The 25582-nt window shown below is 62.7% G+C and carries 33 protein-coding genes; 17 read left to right on the forward strand and 16 right to left on the reverse strand.

Features of this window, described 5'->3' with window-relative positions; genetic code table 11:
* The 3 genes from ACZ1JV_RS23890 to ACZ1JV_RS23900 all read left to right on the forward strand — a co-directional run bounded on the left by ACZ1JV_RS23890 (position 1) and on the right by ACZ1JV_RS23900 (position 2054).
* Positions 1-597: an LOG family protein gene (locus tag ACZ1JV_RS23890; RefSeq protein WP_465150817.1), complete on the forward strand. Its 597-nt coding sequence runs from the start codon at positions 1-3 to the stop codon at positions 595-597.
* An 8-nt stretch (positions 598-605) separates the two neighbouring features.
* Complete coding sequence (locus ACZ1JV_RS23895) at positions 606-1595, forward strand: phytoene/squalene synthase family protein (protein ID WP_465150818.1); 990 nt, start codon at positions 606-608, stop codon at positions 1593-1595.
* 312 nt (positions 1596-1907) lie between these two features.
* Complete coding sequence (locus ACZ1JV_RS23900; protein ID WP_395327998.1) at positions 1908-2054, forward strand: lmo0937 family membrane protein; 147 nt, start codon at positions 1908-1910, stop codon at positions 2052-2054.
* Positions 2055-2102: 48 nt separating this feature from the next.
* Here the strand turns inward: ACZ1JV_RS23900 and ACZ1JV_RS23905 are convergent, their stop codons facing one another.
* The 3 genes from ACZ1JV_RS23905 to ACZ1JV_RS23915 all read right to left on the reverse strand — a co-directional run bounded on the left by ACZ1JV_RS23905 (position 2103) and on the right by ACZ1JV_RS23915 (position 4977).
* Positions 2103-3383 carry a multidrug effflux MFS transporter gene (locus ACZ1JV_RS23905; RefSeq protein ID WP_465150819.1) on the reverse strand — a complete coding sequence of 427 codons (1281 nt, stop codon included), beginning with the start codon at positions 3381-3383 and terminating at the stop codon, positions 2103-2105.
* A 60-nt stretch (positions 3384-3443) separates the two neighbouring features.
* Positions 3444-4046 (reverse strand): hypothetical protein, encoded by a 603-nt coding sequence (locus tag ACZ1JV_RS23910; protein ID WP_465150820.1) that lies wholly within the window; start codon positions 4044-4046, stop codon positions 3444-3446.
* 166 nt (positions 4047-4212) lie between these two features.
* Entirely contained in the window at positions 4213-4977 is a 765-nt protein-coding gene (locus ACZ1JV_RS23915; RefSeq protein ID WP_465150821.1) for a DUF72 domain-containing protein, read from the reverse strand.
* 72 nt (positions 4978-5049) lie between these two features.
* Here ACZ1JV_RS23915 and ACZ1JV_RS23920 point away from each other — a divergent pair, with 72 nt between their 5' ends.
* Complete coding sequence (locus ACZ1JV_RS23920; protein ID WP_465150822.1) at positions 5050-5328, forward strand: PhnA domain-containing protein; 279 nt, start codon at positions 5050-5052, stop codon at positions 5326-5328.
* A gap of 143 nt (positions 5329-5471) precedes the next feature.
* Here the strand turns inward: ACZ1JV_RS23920 and ACZ1JV_RS23925 are convergent, their stop codons facing one another.
* Both ACZ1JV_RS23925 and thiC read right to left on the reverse strand, forming a co-directional pair.
* A complete protein-coding gene (locus ACZ1JV_RS23925; protein WP_465150823.1) occupies positions 5472-5756 on the reverse strand; it encodes a hypothetical protein in 285 nt (94 codons plus the stop codon).
* Positions 5757-5875: 119 nt separating this feature from the next.
* Positions 5876-7759, reverse strand: a complete 1884-nt coding sequence (gene thiC / locus ACZ1JV_RS23930; protein ID WP_465150824.1) for a phosphomethylpyrimidine synthase ThiC — start codon at positions 7757-7759, stop codon at positions 5876-5878.
* 246 nt (positions 7760-8005) lie between these two features.
* On the opposite strand from thiC, the gene ACZ1JV_RS23935 reads away from it, so the two are divergent.
* From ACZ1JV_RS23935 to ACZ1JV_RS23955, 5 genes are all read left to right on the forward strand, one after another.
* Positions 8006-8632 carry an SOS response-associated peptidase family protein gene (locus tag ACZ1JV_RS23935; protein ID WP_465150825.1) on the forward strand — a complete coding sequence of 209 codons (627 nt, stop codon included), beginning with the start codon at positions 8006-8008 and terminating at the stop codon, positions 8630-8632.
* 7 nt (positions 8633-8639) lie between these two features.
* Positions 8640-9233, forward strand: a complete 594-nt coding sequence (locus ACZ1JV_RS23940) for a uracil-DNA glycosylase family protein (protein WP_465150826.1) — start codon at positions 8640-8642, stop codon at positions 9231-9233.
* A gap of 83 nt (positions 9234-9316) precedes the next feature.
* Positions 9317-10789, forward strand: coding sequence for a helicase HerA domain-containing protein (locus ACZ1JV_RS23945; RefSeq protein WP_465150827.1), 1473 nt, complete (start codon positions 9317-9319; stop codon positions 10787-10789).
* A gap of 9 nt (positions 10790-10798) precedes the next feature.
* Positions 10799-10990 carry a DUF4169 family protein gene (locus tag ACZ1JV_RS23950; RefSeq protein ID WP_465150828.1) on the forward strand — a complete coding sequence of 64 codons (192 nt, stop codon included), beginning with the start codon at positions 10799-10801 and terminating at the stop codon, positions 10988-10990.
* Positions 10990-11193 carry a hypothetical protein gene (locus tag ACZ1JV_RS23955; RefSeq protein WP_465137301.1) on the forward strand — a complete coding sequence of 68 codons (204 nt, stop codon included), beginning with the start codon at positions 10990-10992 and terminating at the stop codon, positions 11191-11193. Before ACZ1JV_RS23950 ends, ACZ1JV_RS23955 begins: the two co-directional genes overlap by 1 nt.
* Before the next feature lie 138 nt (positions 11194-11331).
* Here ACZ1JV_RS23955 and ACZ1JV_RS23960 read toward each other — a convergent pair whose 3' ends face one another.
* Positions 11332-11814 carry a hypothetical protein gene (locus ACZ1JV_RS23960; RefSeq protein ID WP_465150829.1) on the reverse strand — a complete coding sequence of 161 codons (483 nt, stop codon included), beginning with the start codon at positions 11812-11814 and terminating at the stop codon, positions 11332-11334.
* Positions 11815-12014: 200 nt separating this feature from the next.
* Between ACZ1JV_RS23960 and ACZ1JV_RS23965 the strand changes: the two genes are divergently transcribed.
* Complete coding sequence (locus ACZ1JV_RS23965) at positions 12015-13058, forward strand: MBL fold metallo-hydrolase (RefSeq protein ID WP_465150830.1); 1044 nt, start codon at positions 12015-12017, stop codon at positions 13056-13058.
* Positions 13059-13441: 383 nt separating this feature from the next.
* On the opposite strand, the gene ACZ1JV_RS23970 is transcribed toward ACZ1JV_RS23965, so the two are convergent.
* The 5 genes from ACZ1JV_RS23970 to ACZ1JV_RS23990 all read right to left on the reverse strand — a co-directional run bounded on the left by ACZ1JV_RS23970 (position 13442) and on the right by ACZ1JV_RS23990 (position 16902).
* The gene (locus ACZ1JV_RS23970; protein WP_465150831.1) at positions 13442-14386 is read right to left on the reverse strand and encodes a LysR family transcriptional regulator; all 945 of its coding nucleotides are present in this window, start codon (positions 14384-14386) and stop codon (positions 13442-13444) included.
* A gap of 86 nt (positions 14387-14472) precedes the next feature.
* The gene (locus ACZ1JV_RS23975; RefSeq protein ID WP_465150832.1) at positions 14473-15186 is read right to left on the reverse strand and encodes a carboxymuconolactone decarboxylase family protein; all 714 of its coding nucleotides are present in this window, start codon (positions 15184-15186) and stop codon (positions 14473-14475) included.
* 64 nt (positions 15187-15250) lie between these two features.
* On the reverse strand, positions 15251-16018 hold the full coding sequence (locus ACZ1JV_RS23980; RefSeq protein ID WP_465137296.1) for a glucose 1-dehydrogenase: 768 nt from the start codon (positions 16016-16018) through the stop codon (positions 15251-15253).
* A gap of 9 nt (positions 16019-16027) precedes the next feature.
* Positions 16028-16480, reverse strand: a complete 453-nt coding sequence (locus tag ACZ1JV_RS23985) for a (R)-mandelonitrile lyase (protein WP_465150833.1) — start codon at positions 16478-16480, stop codon at positions 16028-16030.
* A gap of 14 nt (positions 16481-16494) precedes the next feature.
* Positions 16495-16902, reverse strand: a complete 408-nt coding sequence (locus tag ACZ1JV_RS23990; protein ID WP_465150834.1) for a (R)-mandelonitrile lyase — start codon at positions 16900-16902, stop codon at positions 16495-16497.
* A 286-nt stretch (positions 16903-17188) separates the two neighbouring features.
* Between ACZ1JV_RS23990 and ACZ1JV_RS23995 the strand changes: the two genes are divergently transcribed.
* The gene (locus ACZ1JV_RS23995) at positions 17189-17518 is read left to right on the forward strand and encodes a putative quinol monooxygenase (RefSeq protein WP_465150835.1); all 330 of its coding nucleotides are present in this window, start codon (positions 17189-17191) and stop codon (positions 17516-17518) included.
* 376 nt (positions 17519-17894) lie between these two features.
* Here the strand turns inward: ACZ1JV_RS23995 and ACZ1JV_RS24000 are convergent, their stop codons facing one another.
* Both ACZ1JV_RS24000 and ACZ1JV_RS24005 read right to left on the reverse strand, forming a co-directional pair.
* Positions 17895-18854 carry a DUF1214 domain-containing protein gene (locus ACZ1JV_RS24000; protein WP_465150836.1) on the reverse strand — a complete coding sequence of 320 codons (960 nt, stop codon included), beginning with the start codon at positions 18852-18854 and terminating at the stop codon, positions 17895-17897.
* Between the two features lie 27 nt (positions 18855-18881).
* Positions 18882-19193, reverse strand: a complete 312-nt coding sequence (locus ACZ1JV_RS24005) for a DUF1214 domain-containing protein (RefSeq protein ID WP_465150837.1) — start codon at positions 19191-19193, stop codon at positions 18882-18884.
* A gap of 71 nt (positions 19194-19264) precedes the next feature.
* Between ACZ1JV_RS24005 and ACZ1JV_RS24010 the strand changes: the two genes are divergently transcribed.
* Positions 19265-19513: a hypothetical protein gene (locus ACZ1JV_RS24010; protein ID WP_465150838.1), complete on the forward strand. Its 249-nt coding sequence runs from the start codon at positions 19265-19267 to the stop codon at positions 19511-19513.
* Positions 19514-19618: 105 nt separating this feature from the next.
* Here the strand turns inward: ACZ1JV_RS24010 and ACZ1JV_RS24015 are convergent, their stop codons facing one another.
* Positions 19619-20875 (reverse strand): hypothetical protein, encoded by a 1257-nt coding sequence (locus ACZ1JV_RS24015; RefSeq protein ID WP_465150839.1) that lies wholly within the window; start codon positions 20873-20875, stop codon positions 19619-19621.
* Between the two features lie 427 nt (positions 20876-21302).
* On the opposite strand from ACZ1JV_RS24015, the gene ACZ1JV_RS24020 reads away from it, so the two are divergent.
* Together ACZ1JV_RS24020 and ACZ1JV_RS24025 are read left to right on the forward strand one after the other, a co-directional pair.
* Positions 21303-21914, forward strand: a complete 612-nt coding sequence (locus tag ACZ1JV_RS24020; RefSeq protein WP_465150840.1) for a recombinase family protein — start codon at positions 21303-21305, stop codon at positions 21912-21914.
* A 178-nt stretch (positions 21915-22092) separates the two neighbouring features.
* Positions 22093-22374 (forward strand): hypothetical protein, encoded by a 282-nt coding sequence (locus ACZ1JV_RS24025; RefSeq protein WP_465150841.1) that lies wholly within the window; start codon positions 22093-22095, stop codon positions 22372-22374.
* A gap of 11 nt (positions 22375-22385) precedes the next feature.
* Here the strand turns inward: ACZ1JV_RS24025 and ACZ1JV_RS24030 are convergent, their stop codons facing one another.
* Positions 22386-23159, reverse strand: coding sequence for an endonuclease NucS domain-containing protein (locus ACZ1JV_RS24030; protein WP_465150842.1), 774 nt, complete (start codon positions 23157-23159; stop codon positions 22386-22388).
* 179 nt (positions 23160-23338) lie between these two features.
* Here ACZ1JV_RS24030 and ACZ1JV_RS24035 point away from each other — a divergent pair, with 179 nt between their 5' ends.
* The 3 genes from ACZ1JV_RS24035 (at position 23339) to ACZ1JV_RS24045 (ending at position 24463) form a co-directional block, all read left to right on the forward strand.
* On the forward strand, positions 23339-23677 hold the full coding sequence (locus ACZ1JV_RS24035) for a hypothetical protein (RefSeq protein WP_465150843.1): 339 nt from the start codon (positions 23339-23341) through the stop codon (positions 23675-23677).
* A gap of 105 nt (positions 23678-23782) precedes the next feature.
* On the forward strand, positions 23783-23935 hold the full coding sequence (locus tag ACZ1JV_RS24040) for a hypothetical protein (RefSeq protein ID WP_465150844.1): 153 nt from the start codon (positions 23783-23785) through the stop codon (positions 23933-23935).
* Between the two features lie 30 nt (positions 23936-23965).
* Complete coding sequence (locus tag ACZ1JV_RS24045) at positions 23966-24463, forward strand: hypothetical protein (protein WP_465150845.1); 498 nt, start codon at positions 23966-23968, stop codon at positions 24461-24463.
* Here the strand turns inward: ACZ1JV_RS24045 and ACZ1JV_RS24050 are convergent.
* Positions 24415-25362 carry a hypothetical protein gene (locus ACZ1JV_RS24050; protein WP_465150846.1) on the reverse strand — a complete coding sequence of 316 codons (948 nt, stop codon included), beginning with the start codon at positions 25360-25362 and terminating at the stop codon, positions 24415-24417. The genes ACZ1JV_RS24045 and ACZ1JV_RS24050 overlap by 49 nt on opposite strands.
* Positions 25363-25582: the final 220 nt, after the last annotated feature.

Raw genomic sequence — 25582 nt, forward strand, 5'->3', positions numbered from 1 at the left:
ATGAAGCGTATCGCCGTCTATTGCGGTTCGGCCACCCCCGCCGACCCGCGCTACATCGAACTGGCCCGTGAAGTGGGCGCCACGCTGGCGCGCAAGGGCATCGGCGTGGTCTACGGCGGCGGCCGGCTGGGCCTGATGGGCGCTGTGGCGGCCGGCGCGCTGGCCGAAGGCGGCGAAGTGATCGGCGTGATCCCCGAAGCGCTTGTCGGCGGTAACGGGCGCGGTGGCGAGGTCGCCAACAACGACTGCACCGAACTGCACATCGTGAAGACCATGCATGAGCGCAAGGCGGAATTCACCCGCCTGTCGGACGGTTTCATCGTCATCCCCGGCGGCGTCGGCACCATGGACGAGCTGTGGGAAGCGGTCAGCTGGGCGCAGCTGGGATATCACGACAAGCCGGTGGGCGTGCTCAATTCCTTCGGCTTCTACGACCTGCTGCTGGCCTTCAACCGCCACATGGCCGAAGTGGGCTTCGTCCGCCCGGCGCATCAGGGCATCATCATCGACGATACCGAACTGGAACCCCTGCTGACGCGCATGGCGGCGCATGAGCCGATCGTGCCGATCGTCAAAATGGACCCGAGCACGCTCTAGGACCGGCCATGACGTCCGATCGCGCAGACCTGGTGCAAGCCGCGCAAAGCTCGATCCGCAAGGGTTCGAAAAGCTTTGCCGCGGCCAGCCGGCTGTTCGATCGGACCACGCGCGAACGCGTGTGGCTGCTCTATGCCTGGTGCCGCGCCTGCGACGATATCGCCGATGAGCAGGACCACGGCCGGGCCGCGCGCCGGGCTCCCTTGGGCACACGCCTCGCCCCGCAGGACCGGCTGGCGACGATCCGCACGCTGACCGAACTCGCGCTTGCGGGCGAAGGCACCGGCACCCCGGCCTTCGACGCGCTGGGCCAATTGCGGCGCGAGGTGCCGATCGCCGATGGATTGATCGAGGACGTGCTGGCCGGCTTCGCGCTGGACGCCAGCGGATGGCGCCCACGCAGCGAGGCGGACATGCTGCGCTATTGCTATCACGTGGCCGGCGCGGTGGGCGTGATCATGGCGCTGGTCATGGGCGTGGACCCGGCCGACGACGATACGCTGGACCGCGCCTGCGACCTTGGCATTGCCTTCCAGCTGGCCAACATCGTGCGCGACGTCTGGGAAGATGACGCGCTGGGCCGCTGCTATCTGCCGGAGGAATGGCTGGCCGAAGCGGACATTCCGCCCGGCGAAGTGACCAAGCCCCATTATCGCGGCGCCCTGGTGCCGCTGGTGGCACGCGCCTGTGCGCTGGCGCGGGACTACGAAGCCTCCGCCCGGGTAGGCGCAGCCAGGCTGGCCTTTCGCCAGCGCTGGGCGGTGCTGGCCGCCGCCGATATCTATGGCGACATCGCGCGCGAGGTGGAGAAATTGGGCGCCCATGCCTGGGACCACCGCGTGCGCGTATCCGGCCCGCGCAAGGCGGCGCTGCTCTGGCAATCGTGGCGCGAAGCGCGTGCAAGGCCGCGGCCGGAAACCGAGGCGCCGCGCCCGGCCGTGTCCCGGCGCGAACTTGCCGACATGGCCCACCGGCGCCCGCCACCCAGCCCAAGCTGAACCTTCCCAAACTGAACCTTCAAAGCCAGCCGGCAGCACAAGCGAAACAGACCGGTCGGTTATCCCGGCCGGTCTGTTTCGCTTGTCTATCGTATTGAACGGTGGACCCGAAGGGCGGCAGCGAGATGCGCGCAAGGGCGATTCGCGGTCGCATCCGGACCATGCCCGGCCCGCTGCGGCGCGGCAACAGCTGCAAACGTTGCAATCTGCCGCCTGCCCCTCCCCTGAGACGAGTTGCATTTGCCGCATTGCCTGTGCAGCCAAGTAGCGCCTTGCGCGTTTCTATCGGCATCTCACCAAGGAGAAGATGCCATGCTTTTCACCATAGCCGCCATCCTCATCATTCTGTGGCTGCTGGGCTTCGTCGTATTCCACGTTACGGGCGCGCTGATCCACGTGCTGCTGGTCGTCGCGATCGTCGTCGGACTGGTGCAGCTGTTCCGTGGCAGAAGGGTCTAACCACCATAGCGGAATGACATTCGGGGGCGGTGCGCCCCCGAAACACCATCAGAACTCGTGTCCCGCCGCTGGCGGATGCGCCTTGTAGAAGCCCGGCGGATTGACCCGGCGGAACAGCTGCCCTTTCTCCGAATAGAGCACCAGCACCAGCGAGGTCAGCCCGCAGACCACCATCGCCGCCAGGATCGGCCGCGCGGTGCCGTCATAGGCCTGCCCGATCAGCGATCCCAGCGCCGCGCCCAGCACCGTCCGCACGAACGACATGACCGACGCCGCCGCCCCCGCGATCCGCGCAAAGGGTTGGAGCGAGATCGCCTGGAAGTTGGCACCGATGAAGCTCATCATGCACATCGTCGCCGTCATCAGCGGAATGAACATCCAGAGGCTTTCACCCCGCATCGCCAGCACAAGGTGGATCGCGGCGAACAGGATGTAGCAGCACAGCGCCGCGTGCGAGACGCGCCGCGCGCCGAACCGCTCTACGATGCGCGAATTGGCGAAGTTGCTGCAGGCCATGACCAGCGCCATGCCGCCGAACACTACCGGAAACAGCGTGCCGGCGCCGAAATGCTCGCCCACCAGCTGCTGCGCGGAATTGATGTAGCCGAACAGTGCGCCCTGCACGAATGCCGCCCCCAGGAAGTACCCCAGCGAGGCGCGCTCCTTCATCGCCATCACCATGTTGCCGGCGATCACGCGCGGCTGGATCGGCTGGCGATAATCGGCATGAAGCGTTTCCGGCAGGCGCAACCAGCTCCAGACCAGCACGATCACGCCCATCGTGCACATGATCCCGAAGATCCAGCGCCAGCCGGCGAACAGCAGCACGGTCTGCCCGATCATCGGCGCCACCATCGGCACCACCATGAACGTCATCGCCACCAGCGACTGGGTGCGCGCCATCCGGTCGCCATCGAAGCGGTCGCGCAGGATGGTCATCGGCATGACCATCATCGCCGAACAGAACGCCCCCATGAACCCGCGCGCGATCAGCAGCAGCATGAAACTGCCGGAAATCGCGCAAAGGAAGGCGGTAATCACGTAAGCGGCGATCGCGGTCAGCACCACCGGCCGCCGCCCGAACCGGTCCGCCAAAGCGCCGGGAAACAGCGATCCCAGGCCGGAGCAGATCAGGAAGACGCCGACGATAAGCTGCCGCTGATTGGGGTCGGTCAATCGCAGATCGTGCGAAATCGCGCCCAGCGCGGGCAGCATGACATCGATCGACAGCGCCATCAGCGCCTGGAGCGAGGCCATCAGGAGGACGAATTCCACTTCCCCCATCGGGAAGCGGTCGGACCTGACATCGGGGGCATCGGGGGAACGCATCAATTGCCCATGCCGCATGTGCGAAGCGAGCGCCAGCCCTAAGGGCAGGGCAAAAGGGTGTTAAGCGCAGCCTTCCACGTAAGCCAGCACAGGCATCGTGCCGACGTGGATCGCGCTGACCTTGCCCTCGTGATCGATTTCGAACCGCAAGGCAGGATCGCCGCTCTTCGCATTGGGCGCGGTCAGATACTTGGCAGGCGCCGCCTCGTACTTGTGCGGTTCCGCGCGGAAGCCGGCGAACCACTTCGTCACGTCCGCCTCGCTGGAACCGACGCCCACGCCTTCGACCAGCTTGACCTGCGACCGCTCACCCACCGTGATGCGCCGCACCTTGCCCTGCTCGACGATGGCATAGACGCCCGGATAGTCCGGCGAGGTGACCGTGCGGCAGGTGTCGGACGCTTGCGCCCCGCGCTCTGCCCAGGAGGATCCGGCCGGTACCGGCTCACCGATGCGCAGATTGCCCAAGCCCTCCAGCGACAGCACTTTGGCGTCGGTCGCGGGCGCAGTCGTCGGGGATGCCGTGGGCGCTTCGGTTACGACCTCATCCGGCACAGCCGGCGCGGTCGCCGTCTCGCTGGCCTGCTCGGGCGCCTTGGCGGGTTCGGAGGAACAGGCCGCAAGGGCCACGGCGAGTACGGATGCGGCGAGGAGATTTCTCATCTCAAGGGAACGGAGGAGTGCGATGGAGGTTCCGAGCGACCGGCTTGGACCAAGTCTCCCCCCTCCCCGCTCATCCTGAGCTTGTCGAAGGATGTACGCGCCACGCCGTCGGGGCTTCGACAAGCTCAGCCTGAGCGGAATCGGGGGTAGAGCGACCACTGCCTCGTCATCCCGCCAGCTTCGCGATCAGCGCCATGGCTGCCGCCGGGTTCCTCTGTTTGTCGCCGGCGATGAAGAAGACGAAGACGTCCTTGCCGTCTTTCGACCAGCCCCGGATTTTCCCCGCCCACGCGTCGAGTTCGGCGTCGGGATAGCCCTGCTCGATCTCGGCGCGGGCGTTTTGCAGGCGGGCGTAGACGAAGGGCGCGGCATCGGCCGCCGCTTCGAAGGCCGGGTATTTCGGGCTGTCCGCCAGAATCACCGCCACCCCGGCCTTGCGGGCGAGATCGAAGAAGGCGGGATCGTCGAAGCTTTCGTGCCGCGCCTCGATGGCGTGGCGCAAGTGCAGCCCCTCATGCTCCTTCGGAAGCAGGGCGAAAAAGGCGGCAATCTCGTCAGCATCGAACTTCTTGGTCGCGGCCAGTTGCCAGTTGATCGGCCCCAGCTTCGCGCCCAGTTCGACGATGCCCTGTTCGACGAAGTTGGTCACGCTCTCCCCGGCTTCAGCAAGGTTCTTGCGGTTGGTGCAATAGCGCGACCCCTTCAGCGTGAAGTGGAAGCCGTCCGGCACCGTATCGCGCCACTTGATGTAGCTGGCGGGCTTCTGGCGGCCGTAGAAAGTGGCGTTGATCTCCGTGCCGGTCAGGGTCTGGCCGACATATTCCAGCTCGCGCGCCTTGGAGACGGTCTTGGGATAGAACGTCTCTCGCCAGGGGTCGTAGCTCCAGCCGCCGATGCCTATATGGACCTTGCCCTGCTTATCCGCGCTCATGCCCAGCCTCTCCTTGGTGCTCGCCAAAGCCAGCTTGCCCTGTCATGGGCCTGAAAAACAGGAGAATACGACATGTCGGGCGACGACGAAGACTATATCTACGACGAAGAGAGCGGCGAATGGCTGCCCGCTTCCGAACTCGCGGCCAAGCGCGCGGCGGCGGACACCATCGAAGTGCGCGATGCGGTGACGCTGATCAAGGACCTGGACGTGAAGGGCGCGGGCCAGACGCTGAAGCGCGGCACGCTGATCCCCTCGATCCGGCTGACCGGCGACGCGCAGGAGATCGACTGCAAGTATCCCGGCATCAAGGGTCTGGTGCTGCGCGCGGAGTTCGTGCGCAAGCGGTGATCCAGGCGAGGCGCGACCTCCCCCTTTCGTCATTGCGAGCGTAGCGAAGCAATCCAGGGGCGGTTTGCGCCGCTCTGGATTGCTTCGCTACGCTCGCAATGACGAATATTGGGTTAGTGCAAGGGAGTGGCCCGCCCCCCCCCTTACCGCTTCGAAAGTCGGCGGCGGTTGGCCCTTACGCGCTTGCGATAATGGCGCACGGCCTTGTGGGCGGCGCGTTCGGGCGTCGTCGGGCCGCCCCAGAACAGCTTGGCCGCCAGTTCCGCGTTGGCCTGCACCTTTTCGGTGACCATGCGCACATTCTCGTGGCTGCTGCCGCGCCCGGTCATCATGTCCGAGGTGCGCATCCCGATCACCATCATCGAATCGGCCCAGAGCAAATAGCTGTCGGTCGCCAGCTTCATCCAGTCGGCGGAGGGGTTGCGCATGGACTCGGGGCTCCTGAGGGGGCCCTCATCCTAGCACCCCATTCCGCAACCGCGAAGGCGGGAGACCCCGCTTTTCTTGCAGTGCAGCGCAAAAAGTGGGGTCTTGGGAAATCTCGCGGTCAGTCGTGCTCGCACCCGCCCGCGCCCATGTAGAGTTCGCTGCCGGTTTCCTTGAACACCTTGCTCATCTGAGCCATGCCGGCCTCCGCCTCGGAGATGGCGAGCATGCCGCCCTCTTCCGCTGCGATGAAGCTGGTCGAAGGCTGGTTCTGCTTCGCCGCGAAGTCCCGCACTTCCTGGCTGATCTTCATCGAACAGAACTTCGGCCCGCACATCGAGCAGAAATGCGCGGACTTGGCGCCCTCGGCCGGAAGCGTCTGGTCGTGGTACTGTTCGGCGGTGTCGGGATCGAGGCTGAGGTTGAACTGGTCGCGCCAGCGGAATTCAAAGCGCGCGCGGGACAGCGCATCGTCGCGGACTTTGGCGGCCGGATGCCCCTTGGCCAGATCGGCGGCATGAGCGGCCAGCTTGTAGGTGACGACGCCGACTTTCACGTCGTCGCGGTCCGGCAGGCCAAGGTGTTCCTTGGGCGTGACGTAGCAGAGCATCGCCGTGCCGTACCAGCCGATCATGGCCGCGCCGATGCCGCTGGTGATGTGGTCGTAGCCCGGCGCAATGTCGGTCACGAGCGGCCCGAGGGTGTAGAACGGCGCTTCGCCGCAAGCCTCAAGCTGCTTGTCCATGTTCTCCTTCACCTTGTGCATCGGCACATGGCCCGGCCCCTCGATCATCACCTGCACGTCCTGCGCCCAGGCGCGCTTGGTCAGTTCGCCAAGGGTGTAGAGTTCGGCGAACTGCGCCTCGTCATTGGCATCCGCGATCGAGCCGGGGCGCAGGCCATCCCCCAGCGAGTAGGCGACGTCGTAGGCCTTCATGATCTCGGTGATCTCGTCGAAGCGTTCGTAGAGGAACGATTCCTTGTGATGGGCAAGGCACCACTTGGCCATGATCGATCCGCCGCGGCTGACGATGCCGGTCACGCGCTTGGCGGCGAGCGGCACGAAGGGCAGGCGCACGCCGGCGTGGATGGTGAAATAGTCCACGCCTTGCTCGGCCTGTTCGATCAGGGTGTCGCGGAACACTTCCCAGGTCAGGTCCTCGGCAATGCCGCCGACCTTTTCCAGTGCCTGATAGATCGGCACGGTGCCGATCGGCACGGGTGAGTTGCGGATGATCCATTCGCGGGTGTCGTGGATGTTGCGCCCGGTGGACAGGTCCATCACCGTGTCCGCGCCCCAGCGGATCGACCAGACCATCTTGTCCACCTCGCTCGCCACGTCCGAGGCGACGGCGGAGTTGCCGATATTGGCGTTGATCTTGACCAGGAAGTTGCGGCCGATCGCCATCGGCTCGCTTTCGGGGTGGTTGATGTTGGAAGGGATGATCGCCCGGCCGCGCGCCACTTCCTCGCGCACGAATTCGGGGGTGACGTAGTCGGGGATGGCCGCGCCCCAGTCCTGACCGTCGCGCGCATATTCTTTCAGCATCGCACGGCCAAGGTTCTCACGCTCGGCGACGTATTCCATCTCCGGCGTGATGATGCCTCGGCGGGCGTAGTGCATCTGGCTGACATTCATGCCCGGCTTCGCACGCAGCGGGCGCTTCACCACGTTGGGGAACGCCGGGACGCCGCCCGAACGATGAGGTCCGAGTTGGCCATTGTCCTCCGGCTTGACGGCGCGGGCTTCGTAATCCTCCACGTCGCCGCGGGCGAGGATCCATTCGCGGCGTTTGGCGGCAAGACCGGCCGCGATGTCGATGGTGACGTTCGGATCGGTGTAGGGGCCGGACGTATCGTAGACACGTACCGGCGCCTCGCCCGAACCGGGCTCAAGGTGAATTTCCCGCATCGCGACCCCCAAGGGCCCGACGTGAATCTTCTTCGACCCGCGAATGGGTCCGGTGGTAACGCCGATCTCCAGCTTGGAGTTGATGTCGGCCATAAGCGATTTTCCTTCGGCTTATGGACGAAAGAAAGGTCGCGACAGAATAGTCCTGTGGCCCGCCCTTCCCTCCGCCCGTGTTAACGGGTTCAGGTTCAACGGGTCGGGCAGCGTGACCTGCCCCTCTCAGCCATTTGTTTCCGTTCGGCTTTCGGGATTCGAAAGCCTTGGGCACAAGCTCCCCGGGGATGGCGGGACGATAGACGCGGCTTTTTCCTGCGTCTAGGGCCCGAAGCAGACATGCCGATGATCTATCGCCTTGACGCGCCCGCCCGCGAAGTTGCCCGCACTTTCGGGTTCGATGCAGGCGACGATCCCTGGCCCGGCGGCTCGGTTTCGGCGGGCGGCTTTGCCCCGGTGATCATCATGGGGCGCGAGTTCGTGGCGGGGCCGCGCCCGGAAAAGCGCCTGCCGCGCCGCATGATTCCGCGCCTCTGGGGCGTGCCGCCGCCGCCGCAAGGCTCGGATGAACGGCGCCACGGCATCCTGACCGTGCGCAATCTAGAAAGCCCGTTCTGGATCGGCAACTTGCGCAACAGCGAGTTTCGCTGCCTCGTCCCGGCCAGTGCCTTCATGGAATGGGGCAAGGTCGATCCGCGCGACGGCAAGCGCCGCCAGTGCTGGTTCGGCGCGTCCGACCAGCCGATCTTCGCCATGGCGGCCGTGTGGAAGGACAGCGAAGTGCCCAGCTTCGCGCTGCTCACCACCCCCGCCAATGCCGCGCTGCGGGCGGAGGGGCGCGATACGATGCCGGTGATCCTGCCCGCCGATCCCGCCGCGCACGATCTGTGGCTGAAGGGCGACTGGAAACGCGCGGCGGAACTGGTTGCGCCTTATTCCTCCTCGCTCACCTCGCTGCGGGTCGCCGGATAGCGGCACCGTGGAGGGGGAGCCCGATCTGGACGGTCTGCTAGCCGCGATCCGCGCCTGCCGCGTCTGTGCCGATTCCCTGCCGCACTCGCCGCGTCCGGTGGTGCAGGCCGGCCTCGGCGCGCGGATTCTGGTGATCGGTCAGGCGCCGGGCAGCAAGGTCCACGCCAGCGGCATTGCCTGGGATGACGACAGCGGAGACCGCCTGCGCGACTGGACCGGCCTTTCGCCCGAAACCTTCTACGATCCGGAGCGCGTGGCGCATATGCCCAGCGGCTTCTGCTATCCGGGCAAAGGTACCGGCGGCGATCTGCCCCCGCGTCCGGAATGCGCGCCGCTGTGGCATTCCCGCCTGCGCGCCGCTCTGCCGGACGTGCGGCTGACGCTGCTGGTCGGCCAGTACGCGCAGAAACGCTACCTGCCGCGCGGATTCGCGCCGAACATGACCGAAGCCGTCCGCCGTTGGCGGGATGCCCCCGAAGGATTTTTCCCCCTGCCCCATCCCGCATGGCGCAGCCGCCTGTGGATGGCGCGGAATCGTTGGTTCGAGAACGAAGTGCTGCCCGAACTGCAGGCCCGCATGAGGAGCGCGCTGGCGGACTGAGGCCGCCACCCCGAGCCGCTACCTATGGATAAAGGCGGCGCGCCCCCTTGCGCCCGCCCGTCCGGTTTTGCCAATAGGCACCTGTGAGCGCCAACATCGTGATCGGGCAGACGCCGCAGGGCGAACCGATCGAGATCGACATCAAGGAACTTCTCGCGACCCGCCTGCTGGTGCAGGGCAATTCCGGGTCCGGCAAGTCGCACCTGCTGCGCCGCCTGCTGGAAGAGAGCGCGCCGATCGTGCAGCAGGTGGTGATCGATCCGGAAGGCGACTTCGTGAGTCTGGCCGAGGAATTCGGCCACGTGGTGATCGACGGCGCTGCTTATGCGGAGGCGGAGATCGTCCGCCTTGGCGCGCGCATCCGCCAGCATCGCGCCTCGGTCGTGCTGGCGCTGGACGAGCTGGAAATCGACCAGCAGATGAAGTGCGCCGCGCAGTTCCTGAACGCCCTGTTCGATGCCCCGCGTGAGCAGTGGTATCCGGTGCTGGTGGTGGTGGACGAAGCGCAGATGTTCGCGCCTGCCGCTGCCGGCGAAGTCACCGAAGAAGCGCGCCGCGTCAGCCTGGCGGCAATGACCAACCTGATGTGCCGTGGCCGCAAGCGCGGTCTGGCGGGCGTCATCGCCACCCAGCGTCTGGCCAAGCTGGCCAAGAACGTGGCGGCGGAAGCCAGCAACTTCCTGATGGGCCGCACCTTCCTGGACATCGACATGATCCGCGCGGCAGACCTGCTCGGCATGGAACGGCGGCAGGCGGAATCGATCCGCGATCTTGCGCGCGGCCAGTTCCTGGGCCTGGGCCCGGCGATCAGCCGTCGCCCGGTGGCGGTCAACATCGGCACCGTGCGCACCGGCGCCAAGTCGATCACGCCCGGCCTGATGCCGCTGCCCACCGCCTCCACCGACGAACTGCGAGAGTTGCTGCACGACAATCTGCACGTCGAGCCGGAGCGGCAGGAGTTCCACCGCCCGCCGCCGCGCCCGGTGATCGATGTGGAGGACCTGTCCGCCTCCATCGAGCAATCGCCCACCCTCGCCGCCGCCCCGCCCCCGCGCCCCGAGCGTCCGGAGCCGGAGCCCGAGGAAAACCGCGCGGCGATGGTCGAGATTCTGAACCTGATGGCGAAGGACGACGATTGCGCGTTCCAGCCGGCCACCACGCTGTTCCAGGACTTCACGATCCGCTGCCGCATGAAGGGCATTTCGGTGCGCGGGCTGGACGCCACGACCTTCCGCCGCGGCTTCGCCGCCGCGCTGGCGGGGATCGAGGATCCGGACGACGAAAAGTGGTTCGACCTGTTCAATCTGGCCAAGCACGTGCCCGACGATGCGCTGGCGCCATTCTACCTGATCGCGCTCGCCGCGATGAACGATCAGCCCTGCCCGGACGACATGGTGCTGGCCCGGACATACGGCACCAGCAGCCCGCGCCGCGTGCAGCGACTGCTCGATTTCCTGGAGAAGGACGGGTTGATCGTCGTGCGCACGGACTTTTCCGGCAAGCGCTCCGTCGGCCTGCCCGATCTGGGGGTTACCACCGCGCCCATCGAGGCGTAGAAGGGTCTCATGGCCGAGATCGTCAACCTGCGCATGGCCCGCAAGGCCAAGGCCCGTTCGGAAAGCAAGGCGCAGGCAGACGCCAACCGCGCGCAGCACGGCCGCAGCAAGAACGAGCGCAAGGCCACCGAGGCGGAAGTCGCCCGGATCGACCGCGTGGTCGATGGCGCCAAGCGCGAACGCCCAGAGGACAAGGGCTGATGCGCACCACTTCAGGCGAAGCTTCGGTGCGGCTCTACCACCTCGACGGCGGCCCCGAGGGCGGCGGGGTGACCACGCTGTTCTACGGGTCGCTATGGGAAGCGATGGAGGTCGCCTCTCAGCAGACCGAGGACGTGCAGGACGGCCTGTTCATCGCCACCGATAATGACGTGATCGCCTATCTGGACCTGCTGGAAGGCTAAGCCTCAAAGCTCCTCCCCCACCGGGGGAGGTGGCAGCGCGCAGCGCTGACGGAGGGGGCTTTCGGCAGCGCTGCGCCAGCCCCCTCCACCACCCTACGGGCGATCCCCCTCCCCCGATGGGGAGGATCTTCGACCAGTTCAGAACCGCGCCTGCAGCCCCGCTGCGACATAGTGGTCGCCCACGTTGCCCTTCACATCGATATGCGGAAACACCGGCATCGATACCGTGCCATAGGGCCGCACATTATCCCCGCTCAGCCGCGCGCCGACGCCAAGCGCCAGCAACATCGGCAGGCGATAGGTCGCCTCCACCTTGGCGAAGACCTTGGTGCCGGAATCGTCGCACTTGCCGCCGGACACCTGATCGCCGCTCTGCTTGCTGAAGCAGTCGCCATTGTCGTGGTAGTAGTTCGGATGATCGCGGTCGTGGAAGAACAGGCCGACGCCCGGCGTGATCGCGAAGCCGCCGTCCTGGACCACCGGCACGCCCACGGCCAGTTCGCCGCCCCAATCGCCTTCGGAACGGGCGACGTTGGCCTCTGCCGTCACGACATCGGCCATGGCGGGCGTGGCAGCGGCAAAGCCGGCAAGCGCGGTCAGCGCGGCGAGAGCGAATTTCATGATATGTCCTTGATCTGAAAAATGTGACCCGGACGCCGAGGGTTAGGATTCCCGCCCCTGCCGAGGCAAGCCGTGCGGATTCGGTCCACCCCGGCCAAGGCTCGCCCCACCCGAAAGATATGCGCCCGAAACGGAGACGCGGCCTTGTTGGGCCCGATGGAGACGGGCAGAAAGAGCCTTCATCGCCGGGAGATGCGCCTATGCTTTTCGAGCAAATCGCAACGGGGGGCTGCCAGTCCTACCTCCTCGCCTGCCCGGAAACGCGTGCGGCGGTGCTGATCGATCCCGAACAGTCGCAGATAGACCGCTATATGGGTCTGGCCGGGCAGATGGGCGTTCACGTGCGCTACGTGATCGACACGCATACCCACGCCGATCACTTCTCTGCCAGCCGGGAGCTTGCCCAGCTGCTCCATGCCCCGGTGGTGATGAACCGGCTGAGTCCGGCGCCCTATGCGGACATGCGGCTGGATGACGGGGACACGCTGATCGTCGGCAACTTGCGCCTGCGCGCGATGCATACGCCGGGGCACACGCGCGATTCCCTGTGCCTTGTCGCGGCGGACCGGGTGTTCACCGGCGACACCCTGCTGATCGGCGGCACCGGCCGCACCGACCTGCCCAGCGGCGATCCCGAGGCGCTGTTCGACAGCCTCTTCGGCAAGCTGCTGACTCTGCCGGCGGATACGCGGGTCTACCCCGCGCACGACTACAAGGGCCGCAGCCACTCGACCATCGGCGCCGAGATTGCCGGAAACCCTCGCCTGCAGAAGACCGATCGGGCCGAGTTCGTGGCGATGATGCAGCAACTGGACCTCGCCGCGCCGACCCATCTGACCGAGGCGCTACGCACCAACATGAACGGCGGCAAGACCGTGGCCCAACTGCTGGCCGAGGCCGCCGCCAAAGTGCCCTTCATCGCGCTGGAGGAACTGGCCGCGCGGATCGGCCGCAATGGCAACGCCCTGGTCGTGCTGGACGTGCGCGAGAAGGACGCGTTCGAGGCAGGCCACGTCCCCCGCGCGATCCACCTGCCGCGCGGGCAACTGGAACTGCGCGTCAACGCGATGCTCTGCGATCCTACCGTGAAGATCGTCACTTGCTGCGAGTTCGGCAAAATCTCGACGCTGGCGGCGGCCACGCTGCGCGACCTCGGCTTCCCCCGCGCCAGTGCGCTGGACGGCGGGATGCAGGCCTGGCGTGAGGCGGGGTATGTAATCGAGGGTCAAGTTGGCGGCGACTGAAATGCGGGCTTTCGGGAACGCATCTAAGCTGCCGTTCCGGTTACGCCTCAAAGCGCTGAACGGCCGAGAATGGCAGGGACAGAATGGGGAATGGCTGGTTCTGGCGTGACCTGCCATTCCAAACACAATCGCTAACGGCGCTTTCTGGTCGAAACCGGGATAGCTGCCGGTCCGGTCCTGGGCATCGAAATTTGGCGGCTGAACGGCAATGAAGGGTCGACGGCGGGAAGGCAGCCACGCGCCGCCCATTGCTGCCCTTTCCGAGTCCCATTAATCTTGCTGAAACTTGCCATTCACGAACGGTCACTGGCGCCCACACGGCCGAAACAGATCAGCCGCGAGGATCGCGATGCCGCATTGAGGTGCATTCAAGACCATTCACGTTAGTAGCCCAATGGGCGCAGTTCGCGGACAAGATCGATCAGCAGGCGCAGGCCTACCGGCACCTGGCGGCGTCCGGGATAGTAGATGTGCATGGCCGGACCGGGAGAGGCCCAGTCCTCCAGCACGATCTGCAGCTCGCCGCGCGCCACCTCGCGGGCAATGGCGGGTTCGGGAGCGTACATGATCGCCGCGCCATTGAGTGCCAGTGCGCGGGCGATGTCGCTGGAGTCAATCGTGATCGCGCCGGGCACGGCAAGGGCAACCGACTCCGACCCGCGATCGAACTCCCAGCGATAGATCCGGTCGTCTCCCAGACGTATCTGCACGCAGCGATGCGCAAGCAGATCGTCGGGATGACGGGGTATGCCGAAGCGCTCGAAATAGGCCGGTGCGCCAACAGCTACCCAGCGGATGGGCGCTGAGAGACGCTGCGCGATCATGTCTTCGGGCACCGTGCCGCCATAACGGATTCCTGCATCGAAACCGCCGCCAACTATATCGTCGATGCTGTTCGATACGCGCAGGTCGATCTCGACATCGGGATAGCGGTCGAGAAAGGCAGGCATGATCGGCGCGATCAGATATGTTGCGGCGATGTCGAGCACATTCAACCTGATGCGCCCGGCCGGCGATCCCCGGAAGCGGTTCAGGACATCGATGGCATTGTCGATCCGGTCGAACGGTTCGGCAATCTCGCCAAGCAGTTCCTCGCCTGCCGCAGTCAGGGTCACGCTGCGATTGGTCCGGTTGAAAAGGCGGACACCGATGCTTTCCTCCAGACCGCGCAGCGAATGGCTGATCGCCGAGGTGCTGACCCCGATTTCCAGCCCCGCCAGCCGGAAATTGCGATGCCGCGCGATGGCGAGGAAGTATCCGAGGCTCGCGATGTCCGAGCGTCGAAATCGCGATTTGCGGCCGGGCGGGGTCCGGGGTTCGTTGTCCATCGTGAGGTCGGGTCCAGCAGCTGGCGCGTTGAGTTTCGCTCATCCTAAGCCGGAGTCAGGCAGATCGCCATCCTGCAGGTGAAGCGTCAGCCTCCGCGCTGCTCCAGCACTTTGGCGACGACCGGCGCCGCCGAGAACGCCTTGGGCCAACCGGCGTAGAAGGCAATCGTCGTGACTATTTCTCCAGCCTCGGTCGCGGTCAGGCCGTTATCCATCGCTTTGTTCAGGTGGAAGGGAATCTGCTCCGCTTGCCCCATCGTCATCAGCGCGGCCACCGTGACCATGCTGCGGTCGCGCGGGGCGAGATCGGGGCGCAGCCAGAGATCACGGAAGAGATAGTTGGTGGTGTAGTCGACCAGCCCCGGTGCAACGGCGGCGAACTGTGCGCTGACGTGGGTACTGCGCGCCGCCTCCGCCGCTTCGTCGAGCGGAAGCAGTCGGGGGGAAACGTCCGGCAACTGATCGGCACCGATGCCGCGTCTTTCGAACACGGCAGCTATGGGTGCAACAGCGTTCATCGCATTGCCCCAGCCGGTATAATAGGCAAGGTGCAGCACGGCTTCCGACAGTTCGGCGGGCTTCACACCGTATTCGAGGGCCTTCTCAGCGTAGGCACCCACTCCGGCACTCTCGTCGCGCGCGATCAGTGCGGCGATTGCCACGAGGGCACGATCTCGTGGGGAGAGCCCTGTCCGCTTCCAGAGATCGCCGTCGATGCGCTGTTCGGTGTGCGCCGCCAGCGCCGGCGATACGCTGCCTGAAGGCGCGGTTATCTTCGCTTCAAGGTCACCTGCGGTCATAGTCGTCAATCCTGCCAGTAGGGGAAGCAGAGCTTTCATGGTCGGCTCCTGCCTTGGATATATGTCAATGCGCGGTGAAGCCGCCATCAACGGGAAGTCCCACGCCGATCACGAAGCTGGCGCCGGGGCTGCACAGCCACAGCACTGCAGCGGCTACCTCGTCGGCGTGGCCAAGGCGGCCGATCACCTGTTCGCGCATGATCTCGGCCATGGCTTCGCGTTGGCCTTCGAGCATGTCGGCGACCATTGGCGTATCGATGGTTCCGGGGCAGACCGCGTTGATGCGGATGCCGCGCGGCGCATATTCCATGGCCGCACTCTTGGTCATGCCGAGCACTGCGTGTTTGGTGCCGTGATAGGCCGCGCGCTGCGGCAGGCCGACGAGCCCGCCAAGCGAGGAACAGTTGACGATGGCACCCGAACCTTGCGCGCGCATCACCCGCAATTCGTGCTTCATGCAGGCCCAGACCCCGCGCTGGTTGACGGCGGTCACGCGGTCGAACTGGTCGCCCGGCTCGTCCGCCGCATCGGAGGGCGGCACCTGAATGCCGGCATTGTTGAATGCCATGTCGAGGCGGCCGAACTCGGCCACCGCCTTGTCCACCATGGCCGAGACTTGCGTTTCGTCCGCGACATCGCAGGCGAACGCAATGGCACGGCCACCTTCGCGGACGATGCGCGCGGCCTCCTGCTCGGCGCGATCGCCTTCCAGATCAGCGAGCAATACGGAGGCGCCACTCTGCGCGAACATGCGGGCGGTGGCCAGGCCCATGCCCTTGGCCGCCCCGGTCACGAGCGCGACCTGGCCGTTGAAATCATACGTCGGATTCATTGCCTGTTCCTATCGTGCGGTAAGCGCGGCGGCCTGATATTCGGCGGCGCTCACCGGTTCTTTCCAGTCGACATTGCGGCCATCGACCGTTTCGGTAATCGCAAGGTGGGTCATGGCGCCGTTGGCCGTGGCTCCGTGCCAGTGCCGCACACCGGGTGCGACGGTGACAGTGTCGCCCTTGCAGATACGACGCACGGGACCACCTGCTTCCTGCGTCCAGCCACATCCATCGGTCACGATCAGGGTCTGCCCGGCCGGGTGCGTGTGCCAATGCGACCGCGCACCCGGAGCAAATGTCACCGATCCGACCGACGCCTGTGCCGGCGGCTGCGGTTTGACCAGAATTCGCACAGAGACATCGCCGGTGAAGCTATCCGGCGATCCTTTTACCACCGGCATTTCGTGCTGATGGGCAACTTGCGCATGCCCCACGGTGCCTGCCGCGAGAGAAGCAATGGCCATGAGCGTAGCCACCCTCATGCCTGCGGGCCAGCCAGATACTGCTCATCCGTCACCGGTTCGAGCCATTCCACGTTCTTGCCGTCCAGCGCCTCCTGAATGGCGATGTGGGTCATTGCCGTGGTCGGGCTGGCGCCGTGCCAGTGCATGTGGCCGGGCGGGCACCAGATGACGTCTCCAGCGCGGATTTCGACGATCTCCTCGCCTTCGCACTGGGTCCAGCCGCAACCGCTGGTGACGATCAGGGTCTGACCGAGCGGATGTGTGTGCCAGTTGCTACGCGCGCCGGCCTCGAAAGTAACGGCGGCGCAGCTGTGGCGCGCCGGTTCCGTGGCGGTGTTGAGCGGATCGATCCGCACCGTCCCGGTGAACCACCCAGCCGGACCGGCGAGAGATGGCTGCGATCCTGCACGTTTGAGATGCATGGAGAATGTCCTTCGGATTGAACGACAGGCCGTACTGTTCGGGGGTCCATCGAATGCGTCTCAGGATGCACCTCCGCGCGCCTTCCACGTCATGAGAAGATCGCCACGAACTCTTGCACGGAATTCAACGTGTGAGATCGACCATCTCGGGTACAATGCAGATGTTGCCTGAAATCCGGGGTAATCCTGCATCCCGCCCTGCCGCAGCGTTGAGGATCACTTCATGAACGATTTCTGCTGGAAGGCTGTGGCAGGGTTTTCGTGTCTGGTTTGAAGTATGTCCGCAATGGCCGAAACCGTGCCGATGGTCCGACTTGCCGAACTCGAAATCGCACCCGAAAGCATCGAGGCTTATAAGGTGCATTTGCGGGAGGAGATCGAGGTTTCCATGCGCAGCGAACCCGGAGTTCTGATGCTCTACGCCGTCGCCGTTCGGGGGCAGCCTAACCAGATCCGCCTGACCGAGGTCTATGCCGACCAGGCCGCGTACGACGCGCATATTCGCAGCGCCCATTTCCTGAAGTACAAGATGGCGACAGCGAACATGGTGCGATCGTTGACGCTGACCGATACGGATCCGATCTCGCTCGAAAGCAAAAGCCTTCCTGCAGATTGAGGGCTTACTCGCTTCAGCATTGGCACTGGCAAGCACTGGGAATGGGAAAACGAAATCATCGCGCCCTTCGATGTGTTCGCTGCTACCACCAGCTAAGCTCGTGCGACGGACTTGGAAGCTACCGGTATCGCTTCGAGTTTAGGTCTACGCTTGCAGCCGCCTGAATCGTGGTTAGCTTCGCGCCTGTCCAAGGCATCCAAAATAAAGAAGCTGTCGGTCCGCACCTGGGAGCGGAAAATCTGCGTCTGAGAGTCCGATAGGGGTCGACGCAGGACAGCAGAAAATCATCCCGCCTTGCTCGCTCGAAACTCAAGTTCAGCCTTAAGAGTTGCAATTAGCGGTGGACAGCACCCCGTCCCTGAGTTGATCACGCCAATCATAACTTTGCCGCGGGAGAGGCCGTGGGGAAATGCCAGTCGCCGTCCACGATCACTTGCTGCGGACGGTATAATCGCACCAGATAATTCCAGCCGGGCATGATCCGCAGGTAGTTGGGTGCCTGGGGATCGCCGCCGAAATGGACCGTTACCGTGCCATCCTCGTTCGGGCTGGCGGTAACGTTGTTCACCGAGATCGCGTTTTCGGGCGCCTCATAATAGCCCTTCTGATTATAGACGGTGATCGACCAGAAGGCGTCCACCGGCACAGCCGCGACCGTCAGCACATAGGGCGTGTTGCCGTCATTATCGGCGGGCTGGAACGGGAAATAGAAAGCGTCATGCTCGTTATTGCCGCCCCAGCCGCCCGCCGTTCCGAACAGCCGTCGCACCGGGTCCACCTGGTCCGGCCGTCCGAAGGCCCGCTTTGCATCCGGCATGTATACAGCCCCGGCCAGAAGCGCCGCGCGCACATTGGCGAGATTCTGCGGATCCCAGGCGGGCACTTCAAATGAACCCACCGACGCCTGCTCCACTTGGATCTGATCCTGCAGGGCGGCACCGGCCGCCAGATCGTCGGGACTGAGCGAGTCCATGAAGGTCCGTATGAAGACATAGGCAAAGCGGCTTCCGACGCTGTCAGCCGTGAAGCTGTAGGTGCCGGCGCCATAGCTAACATGCTGGATATAATGGTCTTCGCTGATCACCAATAGCGACTGGAAGCGGCCCTTTGGGTCCGGCATCGTGATCGTCAGCGGCGAGGTCAAGTCGAACACGCCTTCGCTGTAGGGCGTGTCGAGGTTAAGGCGGATGATGATCTGCTGGTCCACCGGCGTTGGGCCACGCGCATGCAAGAGTTTGGCGAAGCAGCCCTTGTCCACCGCTTGCTTCATATAATGATGTGTTTCGACCCGGATGAAATTGTCGAGATTGACCGGTACCAGCGGCGCGGCGGCCATCGTCGTGTTCGCAGTCATGCCTTCCCCCTATTCTGCCAGCGTCGGAATCGGTGCGCTCCAGCTGCCGTCCAGTACCGACTGTTGCGGCTGATATAGCCGCAGCATGTAATTCGGGTAATTGGGCGCCTTGGGATTGCCGCCGAAATGCAGCGTCACCGTGCCGTCCGCATTCGGTGTCGCGGTGACGCTGTTGAAGGAAACAGCGTCCACTGGGGCCTCGAAAAATCCGTCCTTGTTGTAGACGATCAGGCTCCAGAAGCCGTCCACCGGAACGTTGGCCAGCGTCATCACATAGGGGGTCGTGCCGTCGTTCGCCGTCACGCTGCCCGAGATATACATTGCGTCCTCGGCCGCGTTCCCGCCCCAGCCGGAAAAATCACGATGATATGAACCCAGAAGGAGGCATCATCGTGTCAAATATGACCCCAGTAACTGGCTGGATGCTCGACTCTATCGTCGAACATGACTGCCATTTTCCAGGCTTTGCTGGCCATTATTTTCGTGCAAGCGATGAGCGGCGGCAGGCGATTGCTGCATATTTTTTAGGCCGCGCGGACGAAAATGAGCCAGTACGGCGCGGTGGCGATATCGGCCGTGCACATGACGCTGGCAGCAACCCACACCGCTCCTTGCTGTGGCGCCCGAATTCAAGCAGATAAAGTAATGTGGTAATGACGCAGTTTGAATTCCACCGTTATGGAAACTCGTCGCTGAGGACGGGGCTGTAGAGCTTCGATAACTCTACAGCCTCCCCCCCGTAGAGGTTACGCCCCATAGTCAGCCCCGGCCGCACCAAGATAGATGGGCTTGGCACTTGTGGTCGCATGATCAAGCGCATCACGCACTTCAGGCTTGGTAAGGTCTAGCATTCGGTATATGCCGTCGACCTCCGAAACCGCTTCGACCCTTCGGAACAGTGACCCATTAATCTCTGCATACCGGGCCAAGCCGCGCAGCTTTGGAAGGGCGTCGGCGAGATGATGTCCGTGGGGATCGACGATGTCCGCAACGATGCTTCCATCAGCATCCTGCGAGAAGAAGACGAAGTCGGGGCGGAGAATCTTGGCTGCACCGGCATCATCATAAACGATGCCCAGCGATTCCTGTGCGGCGCGCTCCGGGTTGCGATACCACGCTACGCGGCCCTCCGCCTTCATCTCTGCGGTAAGGACGGTCTGCTCCCAGTCGTTCAGTTCGTCCGGGAATTTGCCTTCGGTGTCACACATCAGGTGCTTCTCGTAACGTGGCAACGGGACTTCCGTCCCGTTCGCTTCCTTGACGGTGGTTGGCTGCAACCAAGTCTTGGGCCGCGCCAGATCGACATCAAGGGGGTCGGCACTCATTTCCCTGATTTCGCGGTAAACCTCCTGCCGTTCGTCCGAGAGCGCCCGGATGGCTTCGCGATGATCTGCGAGCCACTTCCGCGCCAAGGTCTCTGCGGCAGCCTCAAGGTCATCCTTGATGGCGGGAATCAGCCCCATGGCGGCAATGGTGGTGTGCGCGTCGATAAGGGCATCGTCCTCATCCTCTACATCTTCGTCATTAGAGGCGAGGTGTTCAGCATAGGTCCGGGCGAGATCGGGGCTGATCACGCGGGCCGCCCGCTTGTAGGCGTCCTCGATCACCGCATAGTCGGCGGCCTCGACGAAATCGTTGAAGGTCTTGGCCTGCGTCTTGATGTTCGCCGAAAGCGTCGTGCCTTCAACAGTCAGCACAGCCTCACGGGCGGTCTTGATCCGGTCAGCCAAAGCGGCGTGAGTCTGATTCAGCACCTTATGCATTTCGGCGTGGGCCTTGCCCCCGGCACCCGGCAGTAGGCCATCCACAGCAAGCTCATGGGCGAGAGCGGTCAGCCGCTTCACCGGGCGGGCCTGCTTCTTCGGCAGGGTTTGCGATGGCAGCGAGAGCAGCTTATCCCATACCACTTCCGCGATGTCTGGGTTGACCTGCAAATCGAGGATGAGCATCCCGGGATAGCACTTTTCGCCGATTAGGTGGGCCACGTTGTCCGCGAACTTCAACGCACTCGGGGCTGCCCCTCAAACGAAGTGGGGGCCTTTGGAGACCCCCGCTACGCGTTGCGCGATCTCATCATCCTCTGAAAACTTGCTGGCGGTTTCCGCTAATCCCGTAAATCCATCAGGATCATCGGCGGCGCAGTCGCTTGAAAGCAATGCAAAGTAGAGAATGATTGGAGTTCCGAGCTTCCCGACCTTATCAGAATCTGATGGGGCAACTCCTATCTTACTCAATTCGAGCCGTACAATTACGCGAGCCAAGCCCCTAGCATCAAACGCCGGACGCGTTGCAGATCGAGCAGGTAGGTGTCCGGCGGGTATACCTCTCCGCGACGCCGTCATGATCCGCGCAAGAGTCTCAGATCATTGCGATTCTGACCCAGATGAGATAGTCTCACGGATGTAAATGAAACGAGACAGAAAGGCTTGCATGCTGGTCGGATACGCCCGGGTATCAACAACGGATCAATCTCTCGACATCCAACGAACCGCGCTGATGGCTGCCGGGGTCGAGCGAGATCATCTTTTCGAAGAACACGCATCGGCCAAATCGGCGGAGCGCCCTCAGCTTAAAATCTGCATCAATCACGTCCGGAAAGGCGACACCGTTCTGGTCACCCGACTTGATCGCTTTGCCAGGAGCACGCGTGACCTGCACAATTTGCTCGCGACGCTCGACGAGAAAGGCGTCGGGTTCCGATGCCTCGACCAATCGATCGATACCACCAGCAGTACCGGCCGTCTGACCTTGTCTATCCTCGGAGCCGTGGCCCAGTTCGAACTCGAAATTCGTGCCGAGCGCCAGCGCGAAGGCATCGCCGTCGCCCAGGCCAAAGGCACCTACCAGAAGCGGCAGTCCCAAATCGACTTCGCGGAGCTTCGGAAGCTCAAATCCAGGGGACTCAAACCCGGCGAAATCGCGCCGATCATGAAAATCAGCCGGGCGTCGGTCTACCGAGCCTTGGCCGTGATTAAGGCGCAGAACGGCGACGCAGAACCGAAACAGAAGCAAAACAATCATTCCCCCGATGGGGTAACTTAAAAATTTAATATCACCGCGACCAAAATCTGCCTAATTTGCCCTCGCGACCCGAGGGTGCGGCCGGGAATCGGCAAGCATTCTATGAACTCATCGGCGGCCCTTCGTGGGCCGCCGATCTTTTACTCACCCTCTCTGCATGGCAGACTGCTCAATGCCACCGGCATTACAGGAGCAATGTGTGATAGAGCGTGACCCCGAGATCGTCCATTCCAGCTTGTCTCGCATGATTACCATCGACGGCGTCACCGTGGATGTCAGCATCTATCGCTTGGAAGAAGAAGCGGAATGGACCCTCGAAGTCATCAATGACCGGGGCACCTCGATCGCTTGGCAGGAAACCTTCACGACTGACGAAGGCGCTTACCGAGCCTTCCAACTGACGGTCGTACGCGACGGCATGCAAACCTTCCTCGACGGCGCCGATGAGGACAACATCATCCCCTTCCCAACCGAGCACTGACGCACGGACAGCTAGGTCCTGTCCTTCTGCTTGATGTTAAATGAGATCGCGTACTCGAACAGCTTGACCCGATCGGCGATGTGCCTGGTCGCCAGAACGAGGTCCTCAGTAATTTCACTGGCGACGATCATTCCGCGCGCCGGTTTGCCTTCGGAAAGGTTTTCCTCGACCCATCCCATGTAGCGCAGAAGCTGCCCAATGACGCGGTCATAACCCTTGGAAACCTTGAGTTCCACGACCACAAGGCGGCCGGTCGTATCGACCGCGAGGATGTCGATGAAACGACCGCCAGCGTTGAATTCAATGCCGGTTAACCCCTCATCCTCGTAGAGCTTCAGCCCAGGTTCCAGATGATGGAGGTTGCGAGCCAGATAGTTTTGAAGGTCCTTTTCGTACGCAAAAGTGTCGCCCCCGGCAGTCGCGATCTCAATTTGCTCTTCAAATTCCTCCTGGTCCTGCTCAATCACCTTACTCTCGGCCTCTATGTCCGCCTTGTATCGGGGCGCCGGGTCGTGGTCTTTGTCCCACAGCCGGAACCGACCAGGACCTTCTTTGAAGAATAGGTCGTGCCCGGAACCAAGCCTAACGTTAGGGTGATGCTTACGGAGCGGGTTGTTCACCGACATCCCCTCGACGTGCATTTCCACGGTGTTGCTCTTAATCGCCGGGTAGTTCGCCTTGAACCAGGCGACAGGCTCGCGCTTGGAGAAGAGCGCCCCAGGCTGGAGATTGTCTCGCGCCCACTCCGCCATAAGTGTTTTGGTCGGCTTTTCGTAGATCGGCACGAGTTTATCTCACCCTAAAAAATGTCCTGCCAGCGGTTAGCATGATCCACGCGGGTCAACATCTACTTTGGCATGGGAAGACTTTTGGGCTTGGTCCTCCCGCGATGCAGGCACGAAATGAAGTCGCTGCCGCTCGATTAATAATGACGGATTCCGGGCCGTCCGGTATACTCAGGGCAATGAAAGGAAACCAAAAAGCGCCGTATGTCCCCGGTGGCAGCGAACAACGCTTCATCGAAAAAGGCATCCACGGGATGCGGAAGGACAACGAGCGTGAAATCGCCCGAGGCACACTCGCCAACGTCATCCGCGAAACTCGCGCTAGGGTTCAGGCCGAGCAGCCTGATGCTTCATCGGCAGAGATCGAAGCGGACATTCAAAAGCGCCTCGATCATGGAATGAAGCCCCACAAGCCCGCCAGCTATCTGGCCAATGCCGTGCCCGAGGAAAACCTCGTCAGCGCAAAGGACCTTGCCAAAAGCCAGCGCAAGAATGGCCGACGATCAAGGAAGCGATAACGCCTGAGGCGCCGGTCAGAAGCCGAAACGCCGAGCAGCCTGGCGGAAGCGATCCGCAGTCGCGGCATCGGAAAAACCGATCCAGACCCGGCTTCGGTCGCTACGATGAAACCGCCGACAAACTATGCCTCGCTCGTGACATCGCAACACCAGTTCATCGCCGAGCCATTCAACGCATTCCGCGACGCCAACCTGGAACTCGGCGAGGTGAAAATCTGGATCGTTGAAGCCGACACCGGCCTGAAGGCCCGGCGATGACAAGAATGAAAATGCCTGCATCGAATATTTATGCCCGCACAGGACAAGGACGACAGCCCGGATAACACCGCCGACACCCGCGACGCCACCGGCATTCTCGACGAGAATGACGCCTTGATCGACCAGATTCGGTCGAACCTAGCACGGCTCAACACTTCGGGCCGACCGAACGGTCAAGGCTCGGTGCCTCTTCTGGAACTCGAAACTTCAACAACCCCGGAAATTGAAATCACACGAGAAATCTCGGAGCCCGCATCCGGGACCAAGCAGGCGCCCCGGCGCAATCCTCTTCTGGGCACCATCGCTTCTCAAGCGATTGAGAATGTTGGGGGATCATCGCAAGATGGTCCCCCAAACTCATTCTGCTACGACAATCTGCTACGGTTTGGTGCCGATAGTCAGCAGCTAAAGTCCAGAAAATCTGCGGGAAATGGTCCGCGCGGCTGTTACGGTTTCAATCGAACCGCTACTCGAAGCTATCAGGCACGCCGGTTCTCAGAATCGCCAGGATTAATCTGCAAACGTTGAAAGCAAGTGACAAATTCAATCAAGGCAGATTCCAAATCCACAATAACCTGCTCCTCCGAAGCCGAATAGAAAGAACTTCCGAACAGCCTTGCAATCCATCGCTTAAATATTGACCATCCCCATACGGGAAAAAGGGCTTGTTTAGCAGCCTCTAACTCCCATTGAAGTGCCGTGGCTGATGGTCGAACCGCGTCCAAACAGTCGTCGATCAGCTTAATGACCTTTTGCGTTGGCCCGATAGCATAATTGATCTGTAGATTGGCGCGACGAACCTTCTCTACCTCATGATTGATTTCTTTGACCTTTGATCTGGAATGCCAAGCAGCGACAGCCAAAACAGGCACGAGAGCGACGCCCCCCAGAACCAAAGTTCCGCCAGCCATACCAGCCCCACCAGCAGCTAATGCTCCTCCACCGAACCATGCCAGCGTTGCGTTTGTCGCTGCCACTCCGGAAAGTGTTGAAATAGCTGTCCCCGTAGAAGCGGAACCGACTAGCGCGACGAGCGACCACGAACCTGCTGCCGCAGCCGCGCCAGCCCCCGCTCCTCCCGCGATACCCACGGAGGACGTATAATCCGCAATAACTCGGTCAACGTTGGTCGAGGAAGGCGTGTAAAGTGCCTCCGAGCGGACTAATTTGGCTTCTGAGGAAGGGGGGATTTTACATGAAACCTCTTTCCGCAATATACGTCGGGCAGATTTCGCGGCCTTGAATGTGGCGATTACGAGTTCTCCAAGGTCTGACAAATGATCATCCCTCGTACTTGTCAGCCAAAACAACTTATTCCGATTGGCTTCATATTCTTGATAGACAGCCTCGTAAGCGGCCTTTGCAGCCTCAAGCTGATCATGCCCGCCAAGCGTTACGACATTCATCGCAAATTTTTTAAAGCTCACGAAATCTCACCACCACCCCGACAGGACGTTCACATTAGCAATTAATTTGACTTTGAGAAGATTTCTTATCTTGAGGCACCCTCAACAATACAAATTCGAACAACATTTTTATATCGCGTCAATGAAATATCAAATTTCACAAAATTACATGAGGAGAACTTAACAGTTCCATAGCGTCTCGCACCATGGGTATTGAATACCCATTCCCATAATTCTCTGA

The sequence above is a fragment of the Novosphingobium sp. BL-S-19 genome, assembly GCF_055521675.1.

Coding starts and splice junctions, on each gene's coding strand:
- ACZ1JV_RS23890 (WP_465150817.1), top strand. CDS start 1: ATGAAGCGTATCGCCGTCTATTGCGGTTCGGCCACCCCCGCCGACCCG.
- ACZ1JV_RS23895 (WP_465150818.1), top strand. CDS start 606: ATGACGTCCGATCGCGCAGACCTGGTGCAAGCCGCGCAAAGCTCGATC.
- ACZ1JV_RS23900 (WP_395327998.1), top strand. CDS start 1,908: ATGCTTTTCACCATAGCCGCCATCCTCATCATTCTGTGGCTGCTGGGC.
- ACZ1JV_RS23905 (WP_465150819.1), bottom strand. CDS start 3,383: ATGCGTTCCCCCGATGCCCCCGATGTCAGGTCCGACCGCTTCCCGATG.
- ACZ1JV_RS23910 (WP_465150820.1), bottom strand. CDS start 4,046: ATGAGAAATCTCCTCGCCGCATCCGTACTCGCCGTGGCCCTTGCGGCC.
- ACZ1JV_RS23915 (WP_465150821.1), bottom strand. CDS start 4,977: ATGAGCGCGGATAAGCAGGGCAAGGTCCATATAGGCATCGGCGGCTGG.
- ACZ1JV_RS23920 (WP_465150822.1), top strand. CDS start 5,050: ATGTCGGGCGACGACGAAGACTATATCTACGACGAAGAGAGCGGCGAA.
- ACZ1JV_RS23925 (WP_465150823.1), bottom strand. CDS start 5,756: ATGCGCAACCCCTCCGCCGACTGGATGAAGCTGGCGACCGACAGCTAT.
- thiC (WP_465150824.1), bottom strand. CDS start 7,759: ATGGCCGACATCAACTCCAAGCTGGAGATCGGCGTTACCACCGGACCC.
- ACZ1JV_RS23935 (WP_465150825.1), top strand. CDS start 8,006: ATGATCTATCGCCTTGACGCGCCCGCCCGCGAAGTTGCCCGCACTTTC.
- ACZ1JV_RS23950 (WP_465150828.1), top strand. CDS start 10,799: ATGGCCGAGATCGTCAACCTGCGCATGGCCCGCAAGGCCAAGGCCCGT.
- ACZ1JV_RS23955 (WP_465137301.1), top strand. CDS start 10,990: ATGCGCACCACTTCAGGCGAAGCTTCGGTGCGGCTCTACCACCTCGAC.
- ACZ1JV_RS23960 (WP_465150829.1), bottom strand. CDS start 11,814: ATGAAATTCGCTCTCGCCGCGCTGACCGCGCTTGCCGGCTTTGCCGCT.
- ACZ1JV_RS23965 (WP_465150830.1), top strand. CDS start 12,015: ATGCTTTTCGAGCAAATCGCAACGGGGGGCTGCCAGTCCTACCTCCTC.
- ACZ1JV_RS23970 (WP_465150831.1), bottom strand. CDS start 14,386: ATGGACAACGAACCCCGGACCCCGCCCGGCCGCAAATCGCGATTTCGA.
- ACZ1JV_RS23975 (WP_465150832.1), bottom strand. CDS start 15,186: ATGACCGCAGGTGACCTTGAAGCGAAGATAACCGCGCCTTCAGGCAGC.
- ACZ1JV_RS23980 (WP_465137296.1), bottom strand. CDS start 16,018: ATGAATCCGACGTATGATTTCAACGGCCAGGTCGCGCTCGTGACCGGG.
- ACZ1JV_RS23985 (WP_465150833.1), bottom strand. CDS start 16,480: ATGGCCATTGCTTCTCTCGCGGCAGGCACCGTGGGGCATGCGCAAGTT.
- ACZ1JV_RS23990 (WP_465150834.1), bottom strand. CDS start 16,902: ATGCATCTCAAACGTGCAGGATCGCAGCCATCTCTCGCCGGTCCGGCT.
- ACZ1JV_RS23995 (WP_465150835.1), top strand. CDS start 17,189: ATGGCCGAAACCGTGCCGATGGTCCGACTTGCCGAACTCGAAATCGCA.
- ACZ1JV_RS24000 (WP_465150836.1), bottom strand. CDS start 18,854: ATGGCCGCCGCGCCGCTGGTACCGGTCAATCTCGACAATTTCATCCGG.
- ACZ1JV_RS24005 (WP_465150837.1), bottom strand. CDS start 19,193: ATGTATATCTCGGGCAGCGTGACGGCGAACGACGGCACGACCCCCTAT.
- ACZ1JV_RS24020 (WP_465150840.1), top strand. CDS start 21,303: ATGCTGGTCGGATACGCCCGGGTATCAACAACGGATCAATCTCTCGAC.
- ACZ1JV_RS24035 (WP_465150843.1), top strand. CDS start 23,339: ATGAAAGGAAACCAAAAAGCGCCGTATGTCCCCGGTGGCAGCGAACAA.
- ACZ1JV_RS24040 (WP_465150844.1), top strand. CDS start 23,783: ATGAAACCGCCGACAAACTATGCCTCGCTCGTGACATCGCAACACCAG.
- ACZ1JV_RS24045 (WP_465150845.1), top strand. CDS start 23,966: ATGCCCGCACAGGACAAGGACGACAGCCCGGATAACACCGCCGACACC.